At 42.2% G+C, this 20,658-nt stretch carries 18 protein-coding genes; 1 reads left to right on the top strand and 17 read right to left on the bottom strand.

Annotated elements, in window-relative coordinates:
- Positions 1 to 15: 15 nt before the first annotated feature.
- From I2C87_RS00740 to I2C87_RS00660, 17 genes are all read right to left on the bottom strand, one after another.
- On the bottom strand, positions 16 to 516 hold the full coding sequence (locus I2C87_RS00740) for a GNAT family N-acetyltransferase (protein ID WP_195323670.1): 501 nt from the start codon (positions 514 to 516) through the stop codon (positions 16 to 18).
- Between the two features lie 12 nt (positions 517 to 528).
- Complete coding sequence (locus I2C87_RS00735) at positions 529 to 957, bottom strand: GNAT family N-acetyltransferase (RefSeq protein WP_195323669.1); 429 nt, start codon at positions 955 to 957, stop codon at positions 529 to 531.
- Between the two features lie 9 nt (positions 958 to 966).
- Complete coding sequence (gene murC, locus I2C87_RS00730) at positions 967 to 2,301, bottom strand: UDP-N-acetylmuramate--L-alanine ligase (RefSeq protein ID WP_195323668.1); 1,335 nt, start codon at positions 2,299 to 2,301, stop codon at positions 967 to 969.
- 14 nt (positions 2,302 to 2,315) lie between these two features.
- The gene (locus I2C87_RS00725) at positions 2,316 to 2,984 is read right to left on the bottom strand and encodes a cystathionine gamma-synthase (RefSeq protein WP_195323667.1); all 669 of its coding nucleotides are present in this window, start codon (positions 2,982 to 2,984) and stop codon (positions 2,316 to 2,318) included.
- Between the two features lie 57 nt (positions 2,985 to 3,041).
- Entirely contained in the window at positions 3,042 to 6,137 is a 3,096-nt protein-coding gene (locus I2C87_RS00720; protein WP_195323666.1) for a DEAD/DEAH box helicase, read from the bottom strand.
- A 400-nt stretch (positions 6,138 to 6,537) separates the two neighbouring features.
- Positions 6,538 to 6,984: a hypothetical protein gene (locus I2C87_RS00715; protein WP_129270178.1), complete on the bottom strand. Its 447-nt coding sequence runs from the start codon at positions 6,982 to 6,984 to the stop codon at positions 6,538 to 6,540.
- Between the two features lie 6 nt (positions 6,985 to 6,990).
- Positions 6,991 to 8,301: a ribosome biogenesis GTPase Der gene (gene der / locus I2C87_RS00710; protein WP_006595767.1), complete on the bottom strand. Its 1,311-nt coding sequence runs from the start codon at positions 8,299 to 8,301 to the stop codon at positions 6,991 to 6,993.
- A 16-nt stretch (positions 8,302 to 8,317) separates the two neighbouring features.
- On the bottom strand, positions 8,318 to 9,034 hold the full coding sequence (locus tag I2C87_RS00705; RefSeq protein WP_154857530.1) for an NADPH-dependent oxidoreductase: 717 nt from the start codon (positions 9,032 to 9,034) through the stop codon (positions 8,318 to 8,320).
- The gene (gene dnaI, locus I2C87_RS00700) at positions 9,031 to 9,930 is read right to left on the bottom strand and encodes a primosomal protein DnaI (RefSeq protein WP_195323665.1); all 900 of its coding nucleotides are present in this window, start codon (positions 9,928 to 9,930) and stop codon (positions 9,031 to 9,033) included. Before dnaI ends, I2C87_RS00705 begins: the two co-directional genes overlap by 4 nt.
- Positions 9,931 to 11,103 (bottom strand): DnaD domain protein, encoded by a 1,173-nt coding sequence (locus I2C87_RS00695; RefSeq protein WP_195323664.1) that lies wholly within the window; start codon positions 11,101 to 11,103, stop codon positions 9,931 to 9,933.
- Positions 11,104 to 11,577, bottom strand: a complete 474-nt coding sequence (nrdR, locus tag I2C87_RS00690; RefSeq protein WP_006595763.1) for a transcriptional regulator NrdR — start codon at positions 11,575 to 11,577, stop codon at positions 11,104 to 11,106.
- A gap of 113 nt (positions 11,578 to 11,690) precedes the next feature.
- Positions 11,691 to 12,506: an endonuclease/exonuclease/phosphatase family protein gene (locus I2C87_RS00685; RefSeq protein ID WP_129822394.1), complete on the bottom strand. Its 816-nt coding sequence runs from the start codon at positions 12,504 to 12,506 to the stop codon at positions 11,691 to 11,693.
- A 63-nt stretch (positions 12,507 to 12,569) separates the two neighbouring features.
- Positions 12,570 to 14,759 carry a PTS transporter subunit IIBC gene (locus I2C87_RS00680; protein WP_154854190.1) on the bottom strand — a complete coding sequence of 730 codons (2,190 nt, stop codon included), beginning with the start codon at positions 14,757 to 14,759 and terminating at the stop codon, positions 12,570 to 12,572.
- A 276-nt stretch (positions 14,760 to 15,035) separates the two neighbouring features.
- Positions 15,036 to 15,725, bottom strand: coding sequence for a response regulator transcription factor (locus I2C87_RS00675; RefSeq protein ID WP_129822395.1), 690 nt, complete (start codon positions 15,723 to 15,725; stop codon positions 15,036 to 15,038).
- Positions 15,726 to 15,734: 9 nt separating this feature from the next.
- The gene (gndA, locus tag I2C87_RS00670) at positions 15,735 to 17,159 is read right to left on the bottom strand and encodes an NADP-dependent phosphogluconate dehydrogenase (protein ID WP_006151777.1); all 1,425 of its coding nucleotides are present in this window, start codon (positions 17,157 to 17,159) and stop codon (positions 15,735 to 15,737) included.
- Between the two features lie 168 nt (positions 17,160 to 17,327).
- Positions 17,328 to 18,806: a flotillin family protein gene (locus I2C87_RS00665; protein WP_023027165.1), complete on the bottom strand. Its 1,479-nt coding sequence runs from the start codon at positions 18,804 to 18,806 to the stop codon at positions 17,328 to 17,330.
- Between the two features lie 124 nt (positions 18,807 to 18,930).
- Positions 18,931 to 19,470, bottom strand: coding sequence for a DUF177 domain-containing protein (locus tag I2C87_RS00660; RefSeq protein WP_195323663.1), 540 nt, complete (start codon positions 19,468 to 19,470; stop codon positions 18,931 to 18,933).
- 206 nt (positions 19,471 to 19,676) lie between these two features.
- Here I2C87_RS00660 and I2C87_RS00655 point away from each other — a divergent pair, with 206 nt between their 5' ends.
- On the top strand, positions 19,677 to 20,537 hold the full coding sequence (locus I2C87_RS00655; RefSeq protein WP_195323662.1) for a helix-turn-helix domain-containing protein: 861 nt from the start codon (positions 19,677 to 19,679) through the stop codon (positions 20,535 to 20,537).
- Positions 20,538 to 20,658: the final 121 nt, after the last annotated feature.

The raw sequence follows: 20,658 nt of genomic DNA, 5'->3' as shown, positions 1-20,658 counted from the left end.
CTTAAATCCTATTGATCACTTACTTGATGGGACCTCCCATACTAAATCGTACCAGACTTCCCCAGCATAGTTAGAGGCCGAGCGTCCTTCGTTTACAAAGCCGTTCCTTTCATAATACTCAATCAAGTAATCATGACAGGTCAAACTAACCCCTTCCCGTCCTTCTTCTAAAGCAAGATTCTTCATGGCTTCAAGTAGGGCTTTCCCGACCCCTAAGCCCTGTGCAGACGGAGAAATCGAAAGACTCGTAAGGGCAATATAACCTCCTGGTAGATGGGACTCGTCCTTTACGTCTGCTGTAAAAGAGCGGTCCTCGACATATCTAGTTTGTGTCACTGGGCCTTCTAGATAGCCAAGAATTTGGCCATCCTTTTCAGCGACTAAAAAGCTATTATGAAACGTTTCAATATGTTTTGCAAGCACCGTCTTATCTATTGCCTCTTCTGGACTAAAATTTTCCAGTTCTATGGTAAAAATGGCTTCTAAATCCTTCATAGTTGCACTACGAATGTTCATTTTTCTTCCTTTCTATAGGGATAGGTGCCACATTAGGTGATAGCCCTCCACTCCTTCTTCCTTATCCCCTATCTCTAATTGAAAATCATTCATTTCAAAATACGGAATCAACTCTTCCTGGCAGGTCACATGAATCTCTAACAAGGATTCTTGAGCTACAAGAGACTTGAGTGTGGCGAGTAGCAAGGTGCCAAACCCTTGTTTTCTATAGTCTGGAAGAATTTCCAACCACAATAATTTTAAAGAGAGATTCTCGAACTGTTCCTCCATCTGAATCAGGCAAGTTCCAATCACTCGCCCTTCAAATTCCAAGACCATGGTCCTAAACCCATTCAGTTCTTGTAGCTTCTCTCTTTGAAAAGAAAAATTTTGGGACGTGATCTGTTCGATCTCATCCCAATCATTTTCTTTAGCAAACCGAATCCTAACGCTTGGTTGCATGGTATCTCCTTATTGAACGTTATTGGTCAAGTTCCCAAGTAAACGTTCAAATGAATATTCATAGGTCTGGATATCTCCTGCTCCCATGAAGACATAAACGGCATTGTCATGATCCAAGAGTGGAGAAACGTTTTCAGCTGTAATCACACCGGATTTCTTGATAATTTTTGCTTCTAGATCTTCGACTTTGACATCCCCATGATCCACTTCGCGAGCTGATCCATAAATCTGTGCCAAGTACACCGCATCTGCCTGATTCAAAGCATCCGCAAACTCATCCAAGAGAGCAATCGTCCGAGTAAAGGTATGAGGTTGGAAGACCGCTACGATTTCCTTACTTGGGTATTTTTGACGGGCTGCATCCAAAGTGGCAATAATTTCAGTTGGATGGTGGGCAAAGTCATCAATGATGACGGTATCGTTGACAATCTTTTCTGTAAAGCGACGTTTGACCCCGCTAAATGTTTTTAAGTGTTCCCGAACCAAATCAAGATCGAATCCAGCGATATAAAGCAACCCAACGACCGCTGTTGCATTCATGATATTGTGACGTCCAAAGGATGGGATTTGGAATTGACCCAAATCTTCTCCACGGAAGTGAATACTAAAGGTTGATCCCGTAGTAGAACGCAAGAGATCACTGGCTACAAAATCATTGCCTTCTTCTTCAAATCCGTAGTAGTAAATCGGAGCCTTAGCTGTAATCCGACGAAGCTCAGGATCTTCACCATAGATGAACAAGGCTTTGGAGATTTGTTTGGCATAATCATTGAAGGCATTGAAAACATCTTCTAGGCCAGTAAAGTAATCAGGATGGTCAAAGTCAATATTGGTGATGATTGAATACTCTGGGTGGTAAGGCATGAAGTGACGTTCGTACTCATCTGATTCAAAGACAAAGTACTTAGCACCTTTCGAACCACGACCAGTTCCATCCCCAATCAAATAGCTAGTATCTGTGATATTAGACAGAACGTGAGACAAAATCCCTGTAGTAGAGGTTTTCCCGTGAGCTCCTGCTACTCCCATGCTGACAAAATCACGCATAAATTCACCCAAGAATTCATGATAGCGTTGATAGGTATAGCCTTGAGCATCTGCATAAGCAATCTCTACGTTGTTTTCAGGTTTAAAGGCATTTCCAGCAATCAAGATTTGATCCCCAGTAAGATTTTCTTCGCTGAATGGTAGGATGGTAATCCCTGCTTGCTCCAGACCTCTTTGAGTAAAGTAATATTTCTCTACATCAGATCCTTGTACAGTGTGTCCCATCTGATGGAGCATGAGAGCCAAGGCACTCATACCAGCTCCTTTTATTCCGATAAAATGAAATGTTTTTGACATAGTTTCTCCTCCTGCTAGTCCAGATTGGTCACATTGAGTTCTTGTTTAATAGGTCTCGTTGGAATGTTCTGTTGATCCTTGTTATAGATTTGACTCTTTTTCAAGAAATCATAATTGTTCTTTTTTGGTTTCTCTTCTTGATGGGATTCTTGAACTGGAAGTTCCTCAGCCCCTTCTAAAAGGATCAATTGCTCTTGTTTCAGTCGCTCACCATATTTAATCAATTCACCGGGATTTTCTTTTTGAAAAGGAGCTGTCGGCTTCCCTTTTGGCATGAAAGAAGGGGTGAATTTTTTACGATTAGGCTTAGATGCAATATCTGCTGTTAAATACGGAGCCGTCCGCTTCTTTTTCAAATCAGCACGCGCTGCTTCACGAGCTTCTTCTGCGTAGCGATTCGCCGGGCTCTTTTTATCAACAGGCTCCTTGAAATCAGGAGTCATCGGCTGCCTTCTTGACTTAGGCACTTCAAATGGTTTTTGAAGGGATTTTTGTAGATTTTTTTGATAAGGTTGCTCTGCTGCCTTTCCAGTAGCAATTGGCTCCCATTCTAAATAGTTTTTATCTGTATACTCCCCAAGAATATTACTAATGAAGTCCCCATCATCATATAAATTCATATGGGGCATTTGAGTTAGCATCAATTCATCATCTGCTACTTGAGGAAACTGCTTATCCGTCATCCTATTTCTTCCTTTCGACACTTCATTAATTATAAACTATTCATTTAATTTTTCAAGTTATTCTACCGAAATACCCAAAATTTCCCGAATTTCTTCAATAGAAAGGCTTGAGCGCGTTTCGGTACCATCTAATATTGTAGAAACTAAATGACGTTTGCTAGTCTGGAGCTCTTGAATTTTTTCTTCGATGGTCCCTCGAGTAATCATCCGGTAGACCTCAACATTCTTATCTTGTCCCATTCGATGGGCACGACCAATGGCTTGATCTTCTACCGCAGGGTTCCACCATAGGTCAACTAAAATAACCGTGTCAGCACCTGTCAAATTCAAGCCAACTCCACCTGCTTTCAAGGAAATGAGAAAGGCATCCCCTTGACCGGAGTTAAAGGCGTTAGTCATATCTTGGCGCTCATTAGCTGGCGTAGATCCTGTGATTTTAAACGAAGTCATCTTCAGAGCATCCAACTCTTTTTCAATGATATCCAACATGCCCCTAAATTGTGAGAAGATCAACACTCGTTGGTTTCCATCTTTGATCTGCTCTAGCAGTTCTCGAAGGCTATCCAACTTCCCACTCTCTCCAGTATAGTCCTCTAAAAAGAGGGATGGTGTATCACAAATCTGACGAAGACGCATCAAACCAGATAAGATTTCCATCTTACTGCGATTAAGTTCCTCTTCAGAAGAGCTTAGAATGCGGTCTTGCATTTGTTTCAACTGGGCTAAATAGATCGTTTTTTGATTGTCAGCCAATTCATTCTTATAGGTCATCTCAATCAAATCTGGAAGTTCCTGCAAGACTTCACTTTTTTTCCGTCTCATGATAAAGGGCTTGACGTATTGAGAAATAGTCGCTGGACTCAATTGTTTAAATTCTTTTTTACCCGGAAACAAACCAGGAAGAACAATTTGGAAAATCGACCAGAGTTCCTCTACATGGTTTTCTATTGGAGTTCCCGACAAAGCAAAGGTATGAGGAACATCGAATTTCCGTAAGTATTGGGCAATCTTGGTTTGGGAATTTTTCATGACCTGGGCTTCATCCAAGATGAGGTATTGGTACTGATTTTTTTCGTATTGCTCTACGTCCTGGCGGAAGGAAGCGTAACTGGTGATCGCTACCTGAGGGTTGCTTGCAATCACCTCGTCGCGACTTGCTTTGAGGCCATAGATAACCTCCACTTCCATTTGTGGAGCAAATTTTTCGAACTCCTCTTTCCAATTATAGATTAGACTAGATGGGGCTAAAATCAAAATCTTAGAATCCGCCATCGCAACACTTGAGAGAAAGGCAATGGTCTGGAGGGTCTTTCCAAGCCCCATATCATCTGCCAAAATCCCCCCAAAACCATAGTGATTGAGCATGGATAGCCAGCGGACTCCGACTTCCTGATAATCTCGAAGTTTAGCAGTTACTTGTAGCTTACCTAATGGAAATTGCTCTGGATGAATCAAATCATGAGCCAAGTGACGAAACTCTTCAGAAAATTGGACATTGTCAGCTGACTCAAATAACTGGGAGAGCTGGAAGGCTGCTATGCGATTGGTTTGTAACTGACCTGTTTTTGTCTTCTTTGCACGAAGATTCAATAAAGTCTGACTGATCCGCTTGGTTTCTTCATCAAAGATTAGAACCTTTCCTGATTGACTGATATAATAGTCATTCTTCTCAACCAAGGCACTCATCACTTGCTCAACCTCAGAGGGATCAATGGAGTCAAATTCAAAACCAATCTCAAGGAGACGACCACTGGTTTGAATGGCAATCTTTGGCTTTTCAACCTGATACAGATCTAACAACTTATCCGAAACTTCGACCTCTCCCAGTTCTTCAAACAAGGGAAGGGGCTGCTGAAAGAAGGGATAGATCTGCTTGGGAAGGAGAGGAGCTCGTTTTGTTTGAAATTGATTGGTAAAGCCAGCTGTCAAGATGGTTTCAAAAACCAAACGTTCCTTATCAAAATTACTGGAATAAGGCAGATCCTTAAGTTCTTTCTCAGAGCGAACGATACGGTCCTCGTAGACAAAAACTAGATCCAGCAGCACTTCTCCTTGCTCCGATAAATCAAAAGCAAAGTGAGGTTGAAAATCGTGAATATAGAAATTACTTGGTGCTTTCACCTCACCAATTTTCCTGAATTGCTCTAAGCTATAGGTTAATTTGGTCTGATCAGACAAATCAAATTGAACATGTCTTTTCTGATCACTGGAGAGGGGTAAACTCTGCACAGCCTCAATCAAAATCTTTTGAAGCGGTGATATTTGATAAAAATGGCCATTTGCCAAAAGAAAGCGACCTTCCACCATTTTATAGGAAGCCACTTGGACCTGTAGTTCGATAAACTCCTTCATTTCCACTACTTGGAAAGAAAACAAGCCTGAATCTTCCTGGAGTTCTTGAAAGAATACTTCCTGATAGGTATCCAGTCCGACTTCAAGGGTAAAGGACGGTAGGTCCATCAATAATTGCACAGCTTCTTCAAAGAAACTCATTGGAAAGTAAAGATGACGACCCCCATTTGGAAAGAAGAGGGCATCATGCACCATATCTCCCGATAACAAGCCTTCTAAGAATCGAATTAAGGCACGACTTTCAGGATCAAAGGCTGCATAGGAAATCGGCTCGTAATAACTTTTTCCAATCGCAAAATGGGACTGTTTTCTGATAGCTTGCAAAAAAGCTACAACATCCCGCACCACATAAGATCTCTCATCCGGTCTGCGATAGATACGAAGGGTCCACAAAAACTGACCGGAATAGTCGTCTACATGACCGGTTGCTGAGAGACCAAAACGGACTTCTTTGCTTTCAATTTTTGGTAGGACTTGATCTAAAAACAAACTTCCAAAAGATACTTTTTCCTTTGTTTCTTGACTTTCTGTTGCATCTTGCTCCAAACCAAGCAAGAGTTCCTTCCCTTCTTCATCATTTTTTAAAAAGGCTTCTCCTGCGGCTAAATGCACACAGAATTTTTTCTTCTGGAAAAACTCACAACTACAAAAAATTGCTTGATCATCTAGACTATACCGGAGGGACTCATTGTCAATTCTGAAATAGAGGTACTGATTCTTCATTTCCTGTAGGGATACTTTCCCGTTTTCATAGAGAAGGATTCCTTCTGAACGGATTTTCCCAGGAATTAATTTTGCCATATTTACCACCTTATGTTTATCCCTTTATTATATCATATCCCCTCTAAAATAGAAAAAAAGACAAAGAATTGTGAAGAATTCAATGCCTGATTTTACTATCACCTACTCCACTTTTCTTTTTCCATTCAAATTAAAAAAGAGGTGTTCTTAGAAACTTCCCTTAGGTGAGTACGGACGTCAACGAACTTCTATGAAGTTCCATGACTTAGTTTTGGACCCAAGGTTCCAAAACTCCCGAGTGCTAGAAACAATCTTGTTTCTAGCACTTTTCTCACGGCGGAAAGTTTCAGATCTACTTGAATGACTCCAAAAATAAAAGTCATTATTTGAAATATAGCTAGCTATTTTATGTTAAAAATGGTTTGTTTACATTCTAAAAGGAACACCAAGTGTGTTCCTTTTATTTTATTCTCTTATAACCTTCTTTTTTGAAATTTTTGATATGTTCTGAATAGTTGGCCAGTTCTCCAAACGTTTTTTTCTCATCGTTGGCTTTATTTAAGGCTTCAATATCTAAGTCTTGGTAGACGATCTTGGTATGAATCATCAGTCCACCCTCTTTCGTCCGACTCACATCTGTTGTATAGCCCGAAATTCCTTTTTTAGGTTCAACAATTTCTTTTTTAATATATTCGAACTCAGAGTCATCTTCAATATTTACATTAAAATTATCAGCCCAAAACTCTTCAGAGATCATTTGATTGGCTCTATGTCGAATCGTCACTCGAAGAAGAATGTCTTTATCTTTTTTCTCATAGGTTTCTTCTCTTTCAATGCTACAAGCTGTTAGTCCTAGAAACACAACGAATGGGACAGCCAACATGAGTCCTTGTTTCAAAATTTTCATAAATACCTACTTCCGTTTCCGAGCAATCAAATGGATTGGGGTTCCTTCAAAGACAAAGGCTTTCCGAATTTGATTTTCCAAGAAACGAAGATAAGAGAAGTGCATGAGCTCTTCTTCATTGACAAAGACCACAAAGGTTGGTGGCTTGGTAGCAACCTGAGTCGCATAGAAGATTTTTAGACGTTTTCCTTTATCTGTCGGTGTCGGATTAATGGCAATGGCATCCATGATGACATCGTTCAAGACAGCTGAAGGAATGCGTGTATTTTGGCTCTCACTGATCTGCTTGATCATATCTGGTAACTTGTGCAGGCGTTGTTTGGTCAGAGCAGAGACAAAGATAATGGGTGCATAAGATAAGTATTGGAACTGATCTCGAATATCATCTTCCCATTGCTTCATGGTATGGTTATCCTTTTCAAGGGTGTCCCACTTATTGACCACGATGATCATCCCTTTTCCAGCTTCATGGGCAAATCCGGCAATCCGCTTATCGTACTCGCGGATTCCTTCTTCTGCGTTCAAGACCATCAAGACCACATCCGAGCGATCGATAGCTCGCATAGCCCGCATGACAGAATATTTCTCTGTATTTTCATAGACCTTACCAGATTTTCGCATTCCGGCTGTATCAATCATGGTGTACTCTTGGCCTTCTGCATCCGTGAAATGGGTGTCAATCGCATCCCGCGTAGTCCCTGCTACAGGACTGGCAATGACGCGGTCTTCCCCAAGGATGGCATTGATCAGACTAGATTTTCCGACATTTGGGCGACCAATCAAGCTGAACTTGATGACATCTGGATTTTCTGGCTCCCGATCCGTCGGAAGGTTTTCAACAATAGCATCCAAAACATCCCCTGTACCAATCCCGTGCACAGATGACACTGGCAAAGGTTCGCCCAGGCCAAGAGCGTAGAAATCATAGATGTCAGTTCGCATCTCTGGGTTATCCACTTTATTGACCGCTAAAATGACTGGTTTGTGGGTCTTGTAGAGCATCCGAGCCACATACTCATCTGCATCGGTAATCCCTTCTTTTCCAGATACGACAAAGACAATGACGTCTGCTTCATCCATGGCAATCTCCGCTTGGTGCTTGATTTGCTCCATGAAAGGTGCGTCCACGTCATCAATCCCGCCAGTATCAATAATACTAAATTGGTGGTTGAGCCACTCAGCCGTTGCATAAATACGGTCCCGAGTAACCCCTTCGACATCCTCGACAATGGAAATCCGCTCACCGGCAATCCGGTTAAAGAGCGTTGATTTCCCGACATTTGGACGTCCTACAATGGCAACAGTAGGTAAAGCCATGGTGTCCTCTTTTCTCTTATTTTTCTAGTTGGTGTTTCTTTAATAATTCTGCCGTAGCAGCTGGTTCTTCCTGTCCAAATTGGGCAGCCAAGCGTTGGCTCCAAGTATCCGTTGCCCGTGCTCCAGCATAGGCAGTCTGTACTCGATCAAAGGCTTCAATCACTTCAGGAGTCTGCTCCTGGTAACTTTCTTCGAAGACAACAGCTTCCAAAGGAAGGCGGGGCTTCACAGGATGGTTCTGATTTGGCACTCCTAAAGCCATCCCAAAGACAGGATAGGTGTAGTCTGGTAAGTTAAATAGTTTCGCCACTTCAGCCGCTTCATACCGAACCAAGCCAATAATGACTCCTCCATAGCCTAGACTTTCAGCAGCCAGCAAGGTGTTCTGACCTGCTAAGGCCGCATCTACAGAAGTAATCAATAAATTATCTGGTCCTTCTGGATGGAATTGATCCGTATGCATCCGAACCCCTTTTTCAGCTCGGTTAAGATCTCCTACAAACAGTAAGAAAACAGAGCATTGACGAATCGCCTCCTGTGGGACGAATTGATAGAGCGCTTCTTTCTTTTCCTGGCTTCTCACTAAGATAATGGAATAAGACTGGAAGTTCTTCCAAGAGGAAGCCATCTGTCCTGCTGTTAGGATTGCTTGAAGGTCTTCCTCTTTGATGTCCTCCTCCTTAAAGCGACGGACAGAGGAATGAGATTTCATCAAATCAATTACGGTATTCATCGGCGATTTTCTCCCTCTAGGCGCACTTCTTTAGCCAGGAACTTAATTCGCTCCATAACACGTTTGGCTTGCCAAGTCTCATCTCCATTCCGAGACGTAGCAAAATGACGTTCTAAATCTTCAAAGTTGAAATTCGAAGTAAAGAAGGTTGGAAGAATCTCCTGCATCCGATGTTGCAAAATCACTTGCAAGACTTCATCCCGGACCCAAGGCGACATTTGCTCTGCCCCAATATCATCAAGAATCAAGATTTCAGCCTTCTTGACCTGATCCAACATCTCTTTTACTTGCCCTGTATTGATGGCATTTTTGACATCGATGACAAAGCTTGGGAAATGCAAGAGGGTTGAAGAAGCCTGCCGTTTTTCAGACAAGTCATGAGCAAGAGCTGCCATCATATAGCTTTTCCCAACTCCGAAATCTCCGTATAGAAAAATTCCTTTACGAGCTTGAGGATAGGAAGCAACAAAATTGGCCAACTCTTCAAAGGCTCCAAAACGTCCCCGATCATCCAAGTCGACTTTCGCTAAGGAAGCTTCCTTCAAGGTACTTGGCAAGTTAATCAGCTGCAAGCGTTTATTGATAGCAGCTTGTTTTTGTGCCTCAATCAACTCAGGTGTCTCTTCATAGGAAACATCCGCATAGCCCTCATTCATGACCAATACAGGCTTATACCCTCTTGCAATATAATCTTCATCCCCGAGGACAAAGCGATTTCGTTCACTGATGTATTGATTAAATTTTGAAATGCTGCGACGGATTTCTGCTTCCGACAAGGCTTCCTTTTGAATAAAGCTTGCAATCTCAGGTTCGGCGAGAATTTGAGCTACCAATTCTTCATAATTGAACTGCTGTGATCGATTCATCTGGGACATGGTTTTCCCTACGCTCTCCATTTACTCCCCTCCTTGATTTAATTTCTCGAGCAAGGCCCGTTTTTGTTGTTCCAGATCAGCCTGTTCTTCCTGACTGGTCTGATTGGTATAGTTAGGCTGACTCCACTTAGGAACATTGGTTTTTCCAGTCGCTTGTCCACTCTTAGTTGCTTTCTCTTTTGCCTTTTGTGTATGGGAATCTTGGCGCTGACGGATCTTCAGGACAGCCTCTTCAGCCGTTTTAATCCCCTCATACGCAAAATCATTCCCAACTTTTAAGGCATATTTTTCATTAAGATTGGCAGAAGCAACCTTATTAAAGGTCAACAACAAGATCACGTTTATGACTTCATCTAATAGGCCTAACTGGGCCAAATCAGAAATCGCTTGACGCTCAGATTGGGTCACGACAGCCTTACGTGCTTTTTTAATTCCTGCTAAAAATTGACGACTGGTCTTATTTTTTGCTTCCCGGATAATGGCTCTTTCCTGCGGAGTAAACTCATCCTTGCCTTTTTTCTGTGGTTGTTGGGTTAGTTTCTGTCTCATCCGCTTGGTCGAAATGATCCTATTAGCCGCTGTCTCCTTGGCCAAGAGATAGGTCTCATACCAAGTCCAATTCTTCTCTTCTGTGATGGCATAGAGAACCAAGAGGTCTTCTTGTTCGTTCTCAAAACGGAGACCATCTCGCGCCATTAATTGTTTAAAGTGCTCCAAACTGAAGGAAGATGTTTTCTTCTGATGGGTCGAAACTCCATCAATCCCAAAGACAGAGGCAAAGTTCACCTTCCGTTTTTCGCCCTCTGGTTTTTCAGGAAGCAAGTCACGAACTGCCGCTTCTCCTATTTTTTTCTCCAGCAATTTCTGATAAGCAACATTGGCAAAAAATTGATCTGCTTCTAGCGGAGGCACAAATCGGAACTGAAGTCCTTCTTCTGTTTCATAAACCTCTAATAAATTCATGGCAATCAAGCGGTCTAAACTTTCGAGAAAATGAGCGAAGCCTAGATCCAGATGATTTAAAACAACAGCAATCAGCCGTTTTTCTTTCCCCTGATCATAGAGACTCAGCAGAAAAGTATATAATTGACTTGCTTGAACACCTAATATTGGTCCATACAGATGCGTAAAGGAGGCTCCTGTAGGCGCCAAATAATTATTCTTCAAGAAAGAAAATGAAGTATTGGGCTTCATCTATTTTTCCTTTTTCTTCTTCGTTCCTTTGGTAATCTGTTTTAAGAGACTTTCCAATTCACCAACATCCTTGAAACTACGATAAACACTCGCAAAGCGGACATAGGTAATTTCGTCCAACTCTGCTAACTCGTCCATGACCAGTGATCCGATGTAGTCACTCTGGATCTCATTTTCACTCTGGCTTCGAATCTTTTGTTCGATGCGCCCCACAATTTCCTCAATTTCGTCACTGGAAACTGGACGTTTCTGAGCAGATCGAATAATCCCATTAAATATTTTATCTCTAGAAAACTGTTCCCGGGTGCCATCTTTTTTCACCACAACAAGAGTCCGCTCTTCTACTCGTTCATAAGTGGTGAAGCGATGATGACATTCATCACATTCTCTTCTTCTACGAATCGTTTTTCCATCTTCTGCCTGGCGACTATCTACAACACTAGACTTATTTCCGCCACATTTTGGACACCGCATGGACACCCTCCTTATCGTTTCTTAATACTTTATTCTATCATATTTAGGGCTAAAGTGAAAGCAAGGGAAATAAAGAAAATCCCTAGCCTCCTGGAGGGATAGGGATTTGAATATTATGGTAAATACAAGTCAGCTGACAAACCATAATGGTCGCTGACGAGAGGCTGACTAGAACCATCAAACACAACTTCTAGCCGTTCGATAACCCATTCTTTTGAGGTGAAAATATAATCAATCCGCAAGGGTACTTGATTATCATCCCATCCATCAATTCCAGGACCTACAGTGTAAGTCCCCTTGGTCTGGCGAGCTTCAATAAAGCTATCTTGAAGAGCTAGCGGGCTCGCTAAAATGGCTTCATAACCTTCTTGCCCAGCTGGATTATTAAAGTCCCCAGCTAAAATCAAAGGCTTTTGCAATTGGCTAAAGCGTTCTTCTAAACGCGCCCACTCTTGCTGGAAGCCTTTGTCCCACCAAGAGAGGTGAACACTGGCAACAGCAATGTCTTTCCCATCAACTTGGGTTTCTGCAATGGCAATCCGTCGTGTATGATAATCTGTTGGATCATTCACATCTGAAACCAAGAGTTCGCTTGCCTGGATTGGGGTACGCGATAGAATCGCCACACCTTCATGATAACGGTCATAGCCGATATGGTTATAAGCCCAGGTCCAGTGGTAGCTCAATCCTTCTTCTTCTAATTTTTCAACTAAACAACGAACATAGTGATCCTGATGGATCGGCTCCGAAGAAGGAGTTGGATGGTACAAGTCATTAACAGGAACAACTGGACTTTCGATGGTCTGATTAATTTCTTGGAAACAAATCAAGTCGTATTGCTTTTCAAGAATGTCTTTTAATAAGTCCTCAAATTTTTGTTGGGGATTTTCTTCCATCCAACTATGAGTGTTTAAAGTTAAAAATTTCATGATCCTACTCTCCTAATAGAGAATTCCCTGTATCCAATAGATACAAGGAATAACTCTCATAGATTATAATTCAACCTTAGCAACCACAGCATCTGCTGGAAGTTGACCAGTTTGTGTAAGAGTAACAGATTTAATTGCTGCACCATTTGTGAAGACTACAACTGTTGAAGTTGCACGTCCAGCTTCACGAATAGCATCCAAATCTGCTTCTACCAATAGGTCTCCCGCTGCCACTGTTTGGCCTTCTTCTACCTTCACTGTGAAAGGTTTACCTTCCAAACTTACAGTATCAAGACCGATATGAACGAGGACTTCAAGACCAGATTCTGTTACCAAACCAAGCGCATGTTTGGTAGGGAAGACGCTTGTCACCTTACCAGCTACTGGTGAAACAATCTGACCATTTGCTGGTTCAACTGCAAATCCGTCACCCATCATTTTTTGTGAGAAGACTGGATCTTGAACTTTTTCTAATTCAATGACTTGTCCTTCAGCAACTGAGTGAACTTCTTCCGTCACCCCTTTAAAGGCAACTTCTGCTTGTTGAACCGCTGTCTTTTGACTTGGAAGAGTTTCAGGAATCACTTCACCTGAGTCTAACAAATCTTGGATATCTGATTTCAAGACGTCCGCTTTTGGACCGTAAATCGCTTGGACACCTTGTCCTTTCATGACAAGTCCCATTGCTCCTTCAGCCTTCCATTGTTCTTCTGTTCCGACTTTAGTTTCGTCTTTAACAGTAACACGAAGACGAGTCATACATGCATCTACATCGACGATATTGGCACGACCACCAAGAAGGTTAATGATGTTAACCGCTTGAGAAGCAGCAGCCACTTTACTTGAACCTGAAGTTTCAGACTCTTCTGCACCACCCTCAGCTTGTTCGTAGTTTCCATTACGTCCAGGAGTTGCGTAGTTAAATTTCTGGATCATGAAGTTTGCAATGAAGTACATGATCACTGCAAAAAGTACAGTTACCCAGATGAAATTAATGATATCCATACCAATACCAGCTTTAATGGTCATTGGTGTACGAGTCAAGAACTCAATTGATCCAAATGAATGGACACGGAGATTGACGATATCTGCCATCGCGAAGGCTGCACCTTGTACCACTGCATAAACGAGGTAAAGAGGCATTGCTACGAACATAAACATGTACTCGATTGGTTCTGTAACCCCTGTGAGGAAGGTTGCAAGAGCAGTCGCAATCATCATCCCTTTGTATTTGTGTTTCTTATCAGGGTCTACATTACGGTAAATGGCAAGGGCAACCCCCATCAAGATACCGAATGAACCGATCATTTGTCCCACTTTGAAACGAGCAGGTGTGACAGTATCCAACAAGTGTTGGTAAGTAGCAGGGTCAGAAACTTTTGTATTTCCTAAGTCTGTAATCCAAGCCAACCAAAGTGGATCTTGACCAAATACTTGAGTGCCTTTTGCTGCACCAGTTAACACTTCATAAGTACCACCCAATTGAGTATAGTTGATTGGGATAGTCAACATGTGGTGAAGACCAAATGGAAGCAAGAGACGTTCCAAGGTACCGAAAGCAAATGGTGCTAAGATTGGAGCAGTCTCTTTTGAGTTAGCAATCCAAATACCAAAGTTGTTAATTCCTGTTTGGACTACTGGCCATAAGAATGACAAGATAAGAGCCACAATTGCAGAACGAAGGATAACGACAAATGGAACAAAGCGTTTCCCGTTAAAGAATGATAGGGCATCTGGTAACTTGCGGTAGTTGTAGTATTTGTTAAAGGCTGTTGCCCCTACAAAACCGGCAATAATCCCAACGAAAACTCCCATATTCAAGGCAGGTGATTCTAACACACTCGTGAAGTAATCAGCAACCTTGATAGATCCACCAAGAAGTGTTTTCACCTTCGCTTCTGGATCTTTCAGCATATCTCCTGTTACACCGAACATCACACCAGTGATCCGGTTAATCAGGATAAAGGATAGACCTGCTGCAAAGGCCCCACCCGCACGTTCTTTCGCCCAGCTACCACCGATAGCGAGAGCAAAGAGGATGTGGAGGTTTCCGATAACCCCCCAACCGATCTGTTCAAGAACACCACCGGTAGTTACCAAGAAACCAAGTTCTGGATTAATCATTGCAATGGTTTTACCAAGACTGATCATCAGACCTGCCGCCGGCATAACTGCAATGACCACCATCAACGCTTTACCGAATTTTTGCCAAAATTCAAAGCTTAATAGACTTTTGAATGATTGTTTATTCATCATTCGACCTCCTTATAAAATTGAAATGCCCGCAATACGAGAAAACGTTTGCATATTTCACTTACTATTATACCACTTTTTTTCTTTTTGTAAAGCCCTTACATGTAAATTTTTAATTCACAAACATTATATACAAAGGCCTTGGAAATACTGTAATCCAGGCAAACGTTTGCTTCTTTCACAAGATTTTAAAAAAATTTTTTTAAAAAATTTTTCTTTCTTCCTTTTTGACAAACAAAAAAATCCCTTTGAGATTTCTCATCAAAGGGATTGTTGTTATTCTTGCATTTGGTAGCCGACACCTCGGACAGTTTTGATATAGCTCTTTTGTCCTGGAAGATCTATTTTCCCACGAAGATAGCGAATATAGACATCAACGATATTGGTTTCTGCTGTACTCTCATATTTCCACACCCGCTCTAAGAGTTGCTCCCGACTAAGGACATGTTTGCTTCCCATCAAAGTCGCTAACAGGTCATATTCTCGACGTGTCAGGTCAATCACTTCTTCTCCCCGATACACCATATGATTCTCGACATCAATACGCAAATTTCGATAGGAAGTAGGAGCTTTCATCTGATTACAATGTTGGTCAATAAAATCACGACCTCTAAAAATAGCGATGATTTTCTCAACCAAATCACTGATCACGAATGGTTTGATGACATAAGATACTGCAAATCGTTGGATACTCTCCATATGCTCTGAAATTTTCTCACGACTATCCAAGACAATCAAGACTGCTGCAGGACGAATCTTGCTCAGACGCTGGGCAAACTCTTCCCCACTCATATCTTCTAGTTCGTAATTGAGAAGAATTAAATCATATTCTGTAGCCTGCAGGAGTTTCAAGGCGAGTTCCCCTTGTTCTACCAAATCAACTACATAGCCTGCTTTCTGAAGTTCTAAATCAATAAAGCGCGCTAAATTCTTTTCATTTTCTACTAGTAATATCCGCTTTGTCATAACCTACAATTATTTTTCGTCGTACCAAGAATAGTGGAAGGTACCTTCTTTATCCTTACGTTGGTATGTGTGAGCACCGAAGTAGTCACGTTGTGCCTGGATCAAGTTCGCTGGAAGATCCGCTGAACGGTAGCTATCAAAGTAAGTGATAGCTGCTGAGAAGGTTGGGACTGGCACACCAGCTTGAACAGCAAGAGCTACGATATCACGAACAGATTGTTGATACTTAGCAGTGACATCCAAGAAGTACTCATCCAAAAGAAGGTTAGCAAGGTCTGCATCACGGTTGTATGCATCCGTGATCTTTTGCAAGAAACGAGAACGGATGATACAGCCATCACGCCAGATAGAAGCGATGTCTGCAAATGGCAAGTTCCAGTTGTTTTCTTTAGATGCAACACGCAATTGTGCAAAACCTTGTGCGTATGAAATGATTTTTGAGAAGTAAAGGGCTTGACGGATCTTTTCGATCAACTCAGCCTTATCACCTTCAAATTTGAAAGCAGCTGGTTTTGGAAGCACCTTGCTAGCGTGTACACGTTCTTCTTTGTATGTAGAGATGTAACGGGCAAATACTGACTCCGTAATGAGTGACAATGGCACACCAAGGTCAAGCGCTGATTGGCTAGTCCATTTACCAGTTCCCTTGTTTCCTGCGGCATCCAAGATGTAGTCTACGATTGGGCCATCTTGACCTTCATCATCTTTACGTCCAAGGATGTCAGCCGTGATTTCGATCAAGTAGCTGTCCAATTCGCCCTTGTTCCACTCAGTGAAGATTTCAGCCATATCTTGAGCTGAAAGTCCAAGCAAGTGTTGCATCAAATCATAGCTTTCTGCGATCAATTGCATGTCCCCATACTCGATACCGTTGTGGACCATTTTCACGTAGTGACCAGCTCCATCAGGACCGATGTAAGTCACACATGGTTTGCCATCTTCTGGTGCTTTGGCAGAGATTTCTTCAAGAACGTCTGCTACCAATTCATACGCTTCTTTTTGTCCACCAGGCATGATAGAAGGACCTTCAAGGGCACCTTTTTCACCACCAGAGACACCAGTACCGATAAAGTTGATACCAGAGTTGGCCAACTCTTCATTACGACGGATAGTATCTTTGTAGAAAGTGTTTCCTCCGTCAATCAAGATATCGCCTTTATCCAAGTGTGGAAGAAGGGCTTGGATGGTTGCATCTGTACCAGGTCCTGCTTGAACCATAAGCATGATACGACGTGGTTTTTCAATTGAGTTTACAAAGCTTTCGATATCATAGCTTGGCACAAAGTTCTTTTCAGGATGGCAAGCAACAACATCTTCTGTTTTTTCTTTACTACGGTTATAGATAGCAACTGTGTATCCACGAGATTCAATATTAAGGGCAAGGTTACGACCCATTACGGCCATACCAACAACACCAAAGTTTGCTTTAGTCATGTGACACTCCTCTTTATAGTTTGCCTATATTCTACCATTTTTTGACATCAAATGAAAGTAGAAAATAGCTTCCCACTTCTCCAAGAGAGAGAAGATCATACAAGTCATTTGATCTTAAAAACAAAAGTGCCCGAGAAACAGTTCTCAGACACTTACTTATGAATGGCATTAATCTTCTTTTGAAGCTAATTCATCCGCTTCAATGACCGGTTGTTCTCCTTCTTTGAGTTTGTTGACCGTCATATTGACCCCAAGAGCTCCTGCTAGTAATTGACGGATATCAAATCCAGCTCCTTGAGAGACTTGATCGATACTTTGCATGATATCACCCACCATCTTAGAGGCGTTTCCTTCACCATACATGGTGATCTTATCCACCTTGGTCAATGGCTCAGCGACAGCACGCGCAATTTCAGGCAACTTATCAACGACCATTTCAGTAATGGCTGCTTCTTGCATTTTCTTCATCGCTTCTGCCTTTTGGTCCAAACCTTTGGCTTCGGCTTCTAGTTTCAAGCGAATGGCTTCAGCTTCTGCACGACCTTTGGCTTCGATGGCTTCTGCCTCTTGCAATTGGGCAAATTTCTCTGCTTCGGCTTGAGCTTTCCGAGCTTCCGCTTCTTTTTGTGTTTCGAAAAGTTCAGCTTCCGCCTTGCGTTGGCGTTCGATCAATTCTGCTTCGGCTGCTTGTTGACGAGCATACTTTTCAGCTTCGGCTTGCTTACGGATGTTGGCATCCAATTCTTGCTCACGAACCTTAACTTCGCGTTCCTTAACTTCCGCTTCTTTCTCTTGTTTCATGATGTTAGCTTCAGCTGCCACGCGCTCTTGTTCACGACGTTGCACTTCTGCCTCAATCCCTTTCGCAGCATCTGCCTTGGCTTGAGCAATATCTGCTTCTTGCTTGAGGGCTGCTTGTTTGAGTTTCAACTCATTTTGTTTTTGCGCGATTTCAAGGTCGGCTGCGACGCGTTTGTCGTTGGCTAGCTTATCTTGTTCCGCCTCTACTTCTTTGCGCTCGCGTTCTGCTTTGGCTTTAGCAATCAAGGCATCCTTCTTGATGGTTTCAACATTTTCGATACCAAGGTTATCAATGACTCCCCCTTCATCAGAGAAAGATTGAACCGTAAAGGCGATGACTTCCAGACCCATTTTAGCCAAGTCTGGCGCTACGTTGTCTTGCACCTTTGAGGCAAACTCTTGACGGTCATTGACCATCTTACGGAGCTCCATCTGACCGATCACTTCCCGCAAGTTTCCTTCCAAGACATCTTGGACAGAATTGGAAATATCTGTCGTATTCCAGTTCAAGAAGTTCTCTGCAGCACGGGCAATCATCTCATCGGTTGTACCGATTTTTAATTTAACAGCTGCATCGGCACGGACGTTAATGAAGTCCAGTGTTGGGACTGCTTCAGATGTCCGAACATCTGTCGAGAATTGCTCAATATCAAGATAAGAGCGTTGTTCGACAAAGGGAATCATAAAACCAGCTTTCCCGCGTAAGTGGCGTTGCTTCCGAAGACCTGTAATAACAACAACTTCGTTTGGTTTAGCGTTCACGTAGCCTTTTACAAGCAAAACTACAATAATGACAGCAACAATGAGACCTGTTATCAACCAGCCTGGAATAAATAATGTATCCATACTTTTCTCCTTTTTTCAGAGGTCTCCCCTCTGTTGTTTATAAATCTTAGTATATCAAAAGAAATCTTTTCCTCAAAGAAAAGACCTGTATTTATGTTTAGATTTTTAATATGTCATCCCTAGCCTATTCTTCCTCAAATAAACCTTGGAGACCAGCAAAAGGACTATTTTCTTCTTTCTTAACCGCTTGAGCTTCTTGGTACTCTTCTTCTGTCATGATTTTCCAATCATTGCCCTCGATAAAGCCGTGTCCGGCCTCTTCTTCCGGAGTGAGAACCTTGAGAGGAATATTGAGCAGGATATTATCTGCCACGCTTTCACTCAGATCAATTCTGCCCCCTTCGATGGGAAGGATCAGATCTTCCTCAAGAGCTTCGATATCTGCCTCTGACTGTGCGTCCTCAGCGAACACCTCTGTCACAGGATAGCTCTCTTGAAGCTCAACGGGTTCCATGCTTCGGCTAGAGGCAAGGACGATGGTATAGGTCAATTGGTAATCCAAGACATAGAGACCTGTATCATAGGCTACTCCCCCTGTCGCTGTCACATTCTTCAAATCAAGAATTTCTGGATTGCGCTTTTGCAGATCCTTTAACAAATCCAACTCTTGATTAAATGCTAGTCCTTCAGGATTTTTACGGATTTCTTGTGTAAATAAGTTCATTCTTTTGTCCTCAAATCTTCTAGATACTACTAGTATATCATGAAGCTGTCCCTTCAACCAAGATGTCTCCTCAAAAATTTGTTATAATCATGAAAAAAGATACAGAGACTAGGCAAATTGGTGTTGTACACAAGGGTCCCACCATCTCTTGGACAAAAGAGGTTCACTTGCTAGGGCATTGAGCAATGTTAGATAGAGGAGAATTCATGAAAGAAATCGGAGCAGTTTTTCGGCAAATACGTGAAAGTCGCCACATCTCTTTAGAGGAGGCTACAGGTGGTGAATTTTCGCGCTCCATGTTATCTCGATTTGAAAGAGGGGAAAATGACCTGACGACGCAACGGTTTTTTCAGGCCCTTCAACAAATCAAAACCAGCCTCAGTGAGTTTTCCCATCTAGCTGGAATCGATCAGCACTCTTTTATTCCCAAATTGTTGAAAGAGCACTATGAGAACATGAGCTTGGAACATGATCAAGCCTTGTACCAAAGCTACCAGCTAGCCTATCAGAAAGATCACAAAAAAGAAGACTTATTAGCCAGCATTATTCTCAAGGCCCAAATGCTTGGCAACTATCCTGAGGTAGAGTTGGCTGCTAGCCAAGAGGAACTAGATTTCCTCTATGACTACCTCTTCTCTGTCATGGTCTGGGGAAATTTTGAGTTAAGCCTATTTTCACTGACCTCTCCTCTTTTCTCTAGTCAGCTCTATCGACAATACACAGTGGAGTTGGTCCAACGTGAGGATTTCAAGCTTCTCCTAGATTCCTCTCGTCCTGCCATCAATTCTATTTTCCTTAATGGCTTTTTTCTGGCCATTAATTCAAATGAATTTGAAGATGCAACCTATTTTGATCACCTGATTAACAACCACTTTTACTCTGAGAACGAAGCCTACCTTCGGACGGTTTATCTCTACGCCAAAGGAGAATTTCTTTATCGGAAGGGTGAAAAAGAAGCTGGTCTTGAAAAGATGGAGCAGGCCATCCAGGTTCTCTCTATTCTGGATTGTAAGGACAGTGCCAACTACTACAAACAGGGCCTGCAAGAACTGATCAAGGAATCCTGAAAAGAGAGTGGGACAGAAATCGGTAATTCGTTAGAATTCGATTTCGTCGTCCCATCTCCGCACAGTTGAGTAGGGCTGTAAAAGCTGATGAAATCAGCGTAGTAGAGCCCACTCAACCACT

It is taken from the genome of Streptococcus sp. 1001283B150225_161107_H12 (assembly GCF_015552665.1).
Lineage (GTDB): Bacteria > Bacillota > Bacilli > Lactobacillales > Streptococcaceae > Streptococcus.
Note: the sequence above shows the minus strand (reverse complement) of the source record. Positions and strands in the feature narration are given on the sequence as shown.

What these genes read in the sequence shown, in the direction of transcription:
- I2C87_RS00675 (WP_129822395.1), bottom strand. Translation starts at nt 15,725, where the DNA reads ATGACAAAGCGGATATTACTAGTAGAAAATGAAAAGAATTTAGCGCGC.
- I2C87_RS00695 (WP_195323664.1), bottom strand. Translation starts at nt 11,103, where the DNA reads ATGAAGCCCAATACTTCATTTTCTTTCTTGAAGAATAATTATTTGGCG.
- I2C87_RS00720 (WP_195323666.1), bottom strand. Translation starts at nt 6,137, where the DNA reads ATGGCAAAATTAATTCCTGGGAAAATCCGTTCAGAAGGAATCCTTCTC.
- gndA (WP_006151777.1), bottom strand. Translation starts at nt 17,159, where the DNA reads ATGACTAAAGCAAACTTTGGTGTTGTTGGTATGGCCGTAATGGGTCGT.
- der (WP_006595767.1), bottom strand. Translation starts at nt 8,301, where the DNA reads ATGGCTTTACCTACTGTTGCCATTGTAGGACGTCCAAATGTCGGGAAA.
- I2C87_RS00665 (WP_023027165.1), bottom strand. Translation starts at nt 18,806, where the DNA reads ATGGATACATTATTTATTCCAGGCTGGTTGATAACAGGTCTCATTGTT.
- I2C87_RS00715 (WP_129270178.1), bottom strand. Translation starts at nt 6,984, where the DNA reads ATGAAAATTTTGAAACAAGGACTCATGTTGGCTGTCCCATTCGTTGTG.
- I2C87_RS00705 (WP_154857530.1), bottom strand. Translation starts at nt 9,034, where the DNA reads ATGAATACCGTAATTGATTTGATGAAATCTCATTCCTCTGTCCGTCGC.
- I2C87_RS00685 (WP_129822394.1), bottom strand. Translation starts at nt 12,506, where the DNA reads ATGAAATTTTTAACTTTAAACACTCATAGTTGGATGGAAGAAAATCCC.
- nrdR (WP_006595763.1), bottom strand. Translation starts at nt 11,577, where the DNA reads ATGCGGTGTCCAAAATGTGGCGGAAATAAGTCTAGTGTTGTAGATAGT.
- murC (WP_195323668.1), bottom strand. Translation starts at nt 2,301, where the DNA reads ATGTCAAAAACATTTCATTTTATCGGAATAAAAGGAGCTGGTATGAGT.
- I2C87_RS00680 (WP_154854190.1), bottom strand. Translation starts at nt 14,759, where the DNA reads ATGAATAAACAATCATTCAAAAGTCTATTAAGCTTTGAATTTTGGCAA.
- dnaI (WP_195323665.1), bottom strand. Translation starts at nt 9,930, where the DNA reads ATGGAGAGCGTAGGGAAAACCATGTCCCAGATGAATCGATCACAGCAG.
- I2C87_RS00725 (WP_195323667.1), bottom strand. Translation starts at nt 2,984, where the DNA reads ATGACGGATAAGCAGTTTCCTCAAGTAGCAGATGATGAATTGATGCTA.
- I2C87_RS00660 (WP_195323663.1), bottom strand. Translation starts at nt 19,470, where the DNA reads ATGAACTTATTTACACAAGAAATCCGTAAAAATCCTGAAGGACTAGCA.
- I2C87_RS00655 (WP_195323662.1), top strand. Translation starts at nt 19,677, where the DNA reads ATGAAAGAAATCGGAGCAGTTTTTCGGCAAATACGTGAAAGTCGCCAC.
- I2C87_RS00735 (WP_195323669.1), bottom strand. Translation starts at nt 957, where the DNA reads ATGCAACCAAGCGTTAGGATTCGGTTTGCTAAAGAAAATGATTGGGAT.
- I2C87_RS00740 (WP_195323670.1), bottom strand. Translation starts at nt 516, where the DNA reads ATGAACATTCGTAGTGCAACTATGAAGGATTTAGAAGCCATTTTTACC.